Here is a 5353-nt window from a genome sequence, read left to right on the forward strand (position 1 = left end):
GGCGAATTTCAAAGCACAGGCTAATGATGATTGGCAACCAACTTACGAGCTGCTGCGTGGTAAAGATAAACAACAGTTTCATTACCACCTAATTGTCGAACAAGGACATATTTGCTGCTATTGTGGCGAAAGGATCGTAACATCTGACAGTCATATCGAGCATTTTCAGCCACAGACAGACTATCCACATTTAGAATTAGATTATTTCAATCTACTGGCTTCCTGTCAACAAAAAATTCAACCAAAGGAACCTAGACATTGCGGGATGGGTAAAGGTGATTGGTTCGATGTTGAATTATTAGTATCGCCACTGATAGCGGATTGTGAGGATTTCTTTGAATATACGGCTATTGGTGAAATTTTACCTAGTCGAGTGACCGAAAAAGCCGAACGAGGGGAGAAAACGATCGATAAACTGCGCCTAAATATTCCTAAATTACAAGCTGTGAGAGCAAGCACGATCGATAGTATTTACGGCGATCCAGATTTACAGCTACCACTTTCTGATGATGAAATTGATAAGTTGATTCATTATTACAGCCATATCAATAGCGACGGTATGTATCAGCCTTATTGTCAGTCGATCGTGTATCTATTAAAACAGGAAAAAATGGATCGATCTATATAACCTCGCTGACTGATTTACCCACAGCAACACCCCAAAAAAAATCTTTAATCGTCGCAGTATCGGTATTAACGTGAATTTTCCGACCCCAGGCATAGATATCAAACTGGACGCGACTTTGCTTATTTTTAGTTATCTTCGTCGGTGGTTCGATCGAGATATTACCCAGGATCGCCACCCAATGATTGGGAAAAACACGACGAAATCGGGACATGAGAAAAGAATTATTGCCCAGCAAGCCTTCGGAATTGATCAATCCAAACGCTACGCCACCAGATTCGATCGTGTGTTGCGCTTCTTGCAAAGCGCGAAATTCACCAGATAATATTGTCGGGTGAGATTTGGTTTGAGAGTAACCAAGTAATTCTTTCACCCAACCATTGATTTCCCACGGTTTGGTAATACCACTGAGTTCGCGAATCAATCGCGGTGCTTTGGGATGAACGGGGACGATTTTGTTAGCACAATCGCGAAGTGTCGCCAGTAGCATCCAATCAACTTGCGGCATCCTGAGATTGCCATAGCTGCGGCACAATCTACCTGATGCGACGATTTTTTTGGTGTAGCCATCAAAACTGCCATGCTCGTAGAGATTTTGACAGATATCGATGTAGCGATCGGGTTGTTTGCGAATTAGCTCAAATACTACCGCTGCGGGGCCGCAAAATGGCTGTTCGCCTTGCTCAATTTTAAAAGGATTCGTCAGCCGTTCGCGGATATCTTCGATCAGTTGGCTTTTATCTAGATGATTCCAGACGCCAGTTTGGCTCGATCGAGCAAATTTGGCTAGGCGTTCGTCGATGCTTGGATCGATGGTTGCTGTCGTATCTAAGTCGCTTCGCATATAATTCGGGGTGGGCGCGATATCGGCGAGTAAGTACTCCTCTCTCATGTTACCCATATTAGCTAGGAATTCTCGAGATCGGTGCGGGATATTTTAAGTCTAGCCAGACAAAACCATCACGATCGATTGCCATTTGCGAAGAATGCTACAAGGGTTGCGCTGAGAATCATCCCGATTTGCAAGATCGATCGCCGAATAGATCGATAGTGTTCTCGGAATATGTCTGATGAAGTATCTTGTTTTTTGCTTAATTGGGACTGCTATCGCTCTAAATGCTTGCTCTGCACCGATGGCGTCAGCGGAATATATGGAAAATAAAATGCATCCAGACTGTGAGCCGATGAAACGAGAAATAGAGCTTAGGCGGAACAGACTGACTACTGCCGAGCCTAATGATAAAAAATACATGAGTGCCGAACTGGCTCATGCGGAACTACAGTTCGCCCAATGGTGTCCGGTTGCTGCCAAGTCCATGAAGGCAGACTAAGATCGATGCATTCTTAATTCACCCGATCGACAGTAGATCGACGAGATGCTTGCCTAAAACTCAGATCGCCAGCTCGAACAGATCGCTAATTTTCTCTAGCTCTCCGAGCGATTGGCAACTGCGAGACAACCGACGATCGAGCAACAGCGATCGCCACGCTGAGAATTATCCCGATTTTCCAGATCGCTCGCTGAATAGATCGATAATGTTCTCGCGATATTATCTAGATGAAGTATCTTGTTGTTTGCTTACTTGGGATAGCGATCGTCCTAAATGCTTGTTCGTCGGAACCCAAACCGTCAGAGGAAGATCTGGAAAAAAAGATACACCCAGAATGTCAATCTATGAAACTAGATCTCGACCTCAAGCGGAATAGATTGGCGATTGCTGCGCCTGCTGAGAGAGAACGCCTGAGTGCCGAATTGCAACGTGAGGAGCTAGAGTTTCCGAGCTGGTGTCCTGCTGCGGCAAAGTCCATGAAGACAGACTAAGATCTAAACACTCTTAATTTACTCGATCGACAGTATATGGACGATAGGCTTGCCGCAACCTCAGATTGCCAGCTCGAACAGATTGCTGGTTTTCTCCCGATCTCCGATCGATTGGGAACTGCCGGACAACCGAAGAGCGATGCATACCCTGCCATCGCCGCCGCTGGCTACCAGGTTGTCATCAATCTCGCGCTGACTGATTCGCCGAATGCATTACCTAATGAAGCCGAGATCGCGAGCAATCTCGGACTTGAGTATCTGCACATTCCCGTTATTTGGGACAATCCCACGCTGGCAGATTTTCAGGCATTCGCTAATGCGATGGAGGCACATCGATCGCAAAAAATCTTCGTTCACTGCGCGGCCAACAAGCGCGTATCGGTCTTTGTTTACCTCTATCGTCTCAGTCAGGGTGTGGCGGAAACAATCGCGCGACAGGATTTAGCTAAGATTTGGACGCCTAATGAGATTTGGCAAACTTTCATCGAAACGATTGCGCCAGATTATCTTCATAAAAATTAACTCGACCTAACTAATATTAACGATCGATAGTTGTGATAATATTCTTCCACCACTGATGGAGATTGACGGTTCGATAGTAAACCAAAATGGTGCGTTTGTCGGTCTGGCAATTGCCGAAAGTTGCGCTAAGTTTACAAACAAAATAATTATAAATTGAGTTGTCTCAACTGAATAGTTTCACTATTTAGATCGAATAGGCTGCAAACAGCAGCAGCGGATTTCATCCCGTTGAATAAATAACAAATATAATGACAAATCGGCCTAAATTTCTTTGGGTTAGTGCCAGTCCTAGTCTCAAGTATTTTCATCGCCCGCTGCTCGCTAATTTATCAAATTCGATCGCTGTTGAGGTTTGGGAATACTGTCAAACTTTGGATGAAGCTAGTTCGATCGATCGGGCAGTTGAACTATTACAAACACATTTGTCCGGATCGATCGATCCAGTGCATTTGATCGGACACGGCATTGGTGGCACGATCGCATTAATCTATGCGCGCCGGTATCCGCGACAAGTCGCCTCATTGACATTATTAAGCGTGGCCGTGCGACCGGGGCTTAATTGGCATTCATATTATTACGATCGACTGTGGTCTTTATCCGATCGTCGCGAGCAAATTTTGCAATCGATTGCCAGCGACCTATTCCCCGCTAATTGCGATCGTTATATTAACGATCTTGTCGATCGGATAGAGCGAGATTTGGTCGAATCGCCATCGAGTCATTCGCTATTTCGATCGAGTATCTTGCCAGCCGGTGGGGTGGAAATGCCATTGCTAATTTGTAGTAGTCAAGACGATCCAGTTATTTCGGCACCGGCTGCTTATGGATGGACAAATTACTTAAAGCCAATCGATAAAATTTGGCACCTCTCCACCGGCGGACACTTCTTCCATTACGTTCGTGCCGAATTAGTCAGTTGTCACATCCAAAGATTTTGGCAGGAGCTAGAACCAGATATCGCTTTTCATCAACGGTTGAAAGTGGAGTTAAATTAGATGGTGTTGCTGGATTAATATATGAAAAGATAGCGGGGAGCGGGGAGCGGGGAGCGGGAAAGAAGAATGCCAAAAGTAAGCATCGTACCTTAGATAGATCGGCGACACCAATTAGACAACGATCGAGATCGGCTCTGAAGATGATGCTTCTTACTGGAAGCTACCTCAAGATCGGTGACATTTACCAGTCACCATAGAGTCGATTGCCCCGCGTTACCAACTTGTTTATCTAGACATCCAGGCGGTAAGATCGAAGGAGAATCACTAAGTGAGTACCTAATGACCGATCGATCCCAGCCAGCAACACCAAACGAGCCATCCGTAGTCGAAGCGTATCTAGCCGCGCAACAAGATGGCGTGGCAAATGCAGCACCGGATGCGGGTGTCGGCTTGATTCCGGCGGCACCGGAAGGATTTCGATCGGGATTTGTCGGCATTATTGGTAGACCCAATGTTGGCAAATCGACGCTGATGAACCAGCTCATCGGTCAAAAAATTGCGATCGTCTCTCCAGTCCCCCAGACTACTCGCAACCGCTTGCAGGGCATTCTCACTACCCCTACGGCGCAAATGATCTTCGTCGATACCCCGGGGATTCACAAGCCGCATCATAAGCTCGGTGAAGTGCTGGTGAAAAATGCTCAAAGTGCGATCGGGGCTGTCGATGTGGTGCTGTTTGTAGTCGATGGTATCGAGATAGCTGGCGGTGGGGACAGGTTTATTGCCGAGCTGCTCATCAATGTCAAAACGCCAATTATTCTGGGGATCAACAAAATCGATTTGCGTACCGATCTGAGCCGCTCTCACTTAGAAGCGATCGATGCTAGCTATCTCGAACTCGCTCAGGCGCATCAATGGCAGGTTGTCAACTTTTCCGCAACGGCGGAAACCGGATTGGATCGATTGCAAGCTAGTCTGAGCGAAAATCTCGAACTCGGCCCTTATTATTACCCGCCAGAATTAGTCACCGATCAGCCGGAGCGGTTTATTATGGGCGAATTAATTCGCGAACAAATTATCTTGCTCACCCGCGAGGAATTACCCCATTCTGTCGCCGTGACGATCGATCGCGTCCAAGAAGATGCCAAAATTACCCGCGTCCTTGCCACGATCTATGTCGAGCGCGACTCGCAAAAAGGGATTTTGATCGGCAAAAGCGGGCAAATGCTCAAGCAAATTGGCAGCAATGCCAGAGAGCAAATGCAAAAACTGATTGCTGGCAAAGTTTATCTCGAATTGTTTGTCAAAGTCCAACCTAAATGGCGGCAATCTGGTTTGCGGCTGGCGGAACTGGGGTATCGGGTGGAGTAGGAGACAGAAGTGAGCCAAGTGTGTCGGTATTATCACAGCAGCGAGCTGGTCGATCGCGCTCATTTACTAAAGTTTTAC

Annotated in this window: 7 protein-coding genes; 6 read left to right on the top strand and 1 reads right to left on the bottom strand. The window is 46.5% G+C overall.

Annotated elements, in window-relative coordinates; translation table 11 throughout:
- On the top strand, positions 1–628 hold a 628-nt coding region (locus tag RMO84_RS06885), incomplete at its 5' end, for a retron system putative HNH endonuclease (protein WP_310487729.1).
- On the opposite strand, the gene RMO84_RS06890 is transcribed toward RMO84_RS06885, so the two are convergent.
- The gene (locus RMO84_RS06890) at positions 621–1526 is read right to left on the bottom strand and encodes a hypothetical protein (RefSeq protein ID WP_310487730.1); all 906 of its coding nucleotides are present in this window, start codon (positions 1524–1526) and stop codon (positions 621–623) included. The two genes, RMO84_RS06885 and RMO84_RS06890, sit on opposite strands and share 8 nt — an antisense overlap.
- A 283-nt stretch (positions 1527–1809) precedes the next feature.
- Between RMO84_RS06890 and RMO84_RS06895 the strand changes: the two genes are divergently transcribed.
- From RMO84_RS06895 to era, 5 genes are all read left to right on the top strand, one after another.
- Positions 1810–1956 carry a hypothetical protein gene (locus tag RMO84_RS06895; RefSeq protein WP_310487731.1) on the top strand — a complete coding sequence of 49 codons (147 nt, stop codon included), beginning with the start codon at positions 1810–1812 and terminating at the stop codon, positions 1954–1956.
- 344 nt (positions 1957–2300) lie between these two features.
- Positions 2301–2447: a hypothetical protein gene (locus tag RMO84_RS06900; protein WP_310487732.1), complete on the top strand. Its 147-nt coding sequence runs from the start codon at positions 2301–2303 to the stop codon at positions 2445–2447.
- 36 nt (positions 2448–2483) lie between these two features.
- Positions 2484–2969 (top strand): protein tyrosine phosphatase family protein, encoded by a 486-nt coding sequence (locus RMO84_RS06905; protein ID WP_310487733.1) that lies wholly within the window; start codon positions 2484–2486, stop codon positions 2967–2969.
- 248 nt (positions 2970–3217) lie between these two features.
- Positions 3218–3964: an alpha/beta hydrolase gene (locus tag RMO84_RS06910; protein ID WP_310487734.1), complete on the top strand. Its 747-nt coding sequence runs from the start codon at positions 3218–3220 to the stop codon at positions 3962–3964.
- Between the two features lie 279 nt (positions 3965–4243).
- The gene (gene era / locus RMO84_RS06915) at positions 4244–5275 is read left to right on the top strand and encodes a GTPase Era (RefSeq protein WP_310487735.1); all 1032 of its coding nucleotides are present in this window, start codon (positions 4244–4246) and stop codon (positions 5273–5275) included.
- Positions 5276–5353 lie beyond the last annotated feature (78 nt).

It is taken from the genome of Chamaesiphon sp. VAR_69_metabat_338 (assembly GCF_031423935.1).
Classification (GTDB): Bacteria; Cyanobacteriota; Cyanobacteriia; order Cyanobacteriales; family Chamaesiphonaceae; genus Chamaesiphon.

Coding starts and splice junctions, on each gene's coding strand:
- RMO84_RS06905 (WP_310487733.1), top strand. CDS start 2,484: ATGGACGATAGGCTTGCCGCAACCTCAGATTGCCAGCTCGAACAGATT.
- RMO84_RS06900 (WP_310487732.1), top strand. CDS start 2,301: ATGAAACTAGATCTCGACCTCAAGCGGAATAGATTGGCGATTGCTGCG.
- RMO84_RS06890 (WP_310487730.1), bottom strand. CDS start 1,526: ATGGGTAACATGAGAGAGGAGTACTTACTCGCCGATATCGCGCCCACC.
- era (WP_310487735.1), top strand. CDS start 4,244: ATGACCGATCGATCCCAGCCAGCAACACCAAACGAGCCATCCGTAGTC.
- RMO84_RS06910 (WP_310487734.1), top strand. CDS start 3,218: ATGACAAATCGGCCTAAATTTCTTTGGGTTAGTGCCAGTCCTAGTCTC.
- RMO84_RS06895 (WP_310487731.1), top strand. CDS start 1,810: ATGAAACGAGAAATAGAGCTTAGGCGGAACAGACTGACTACTGCCGAG.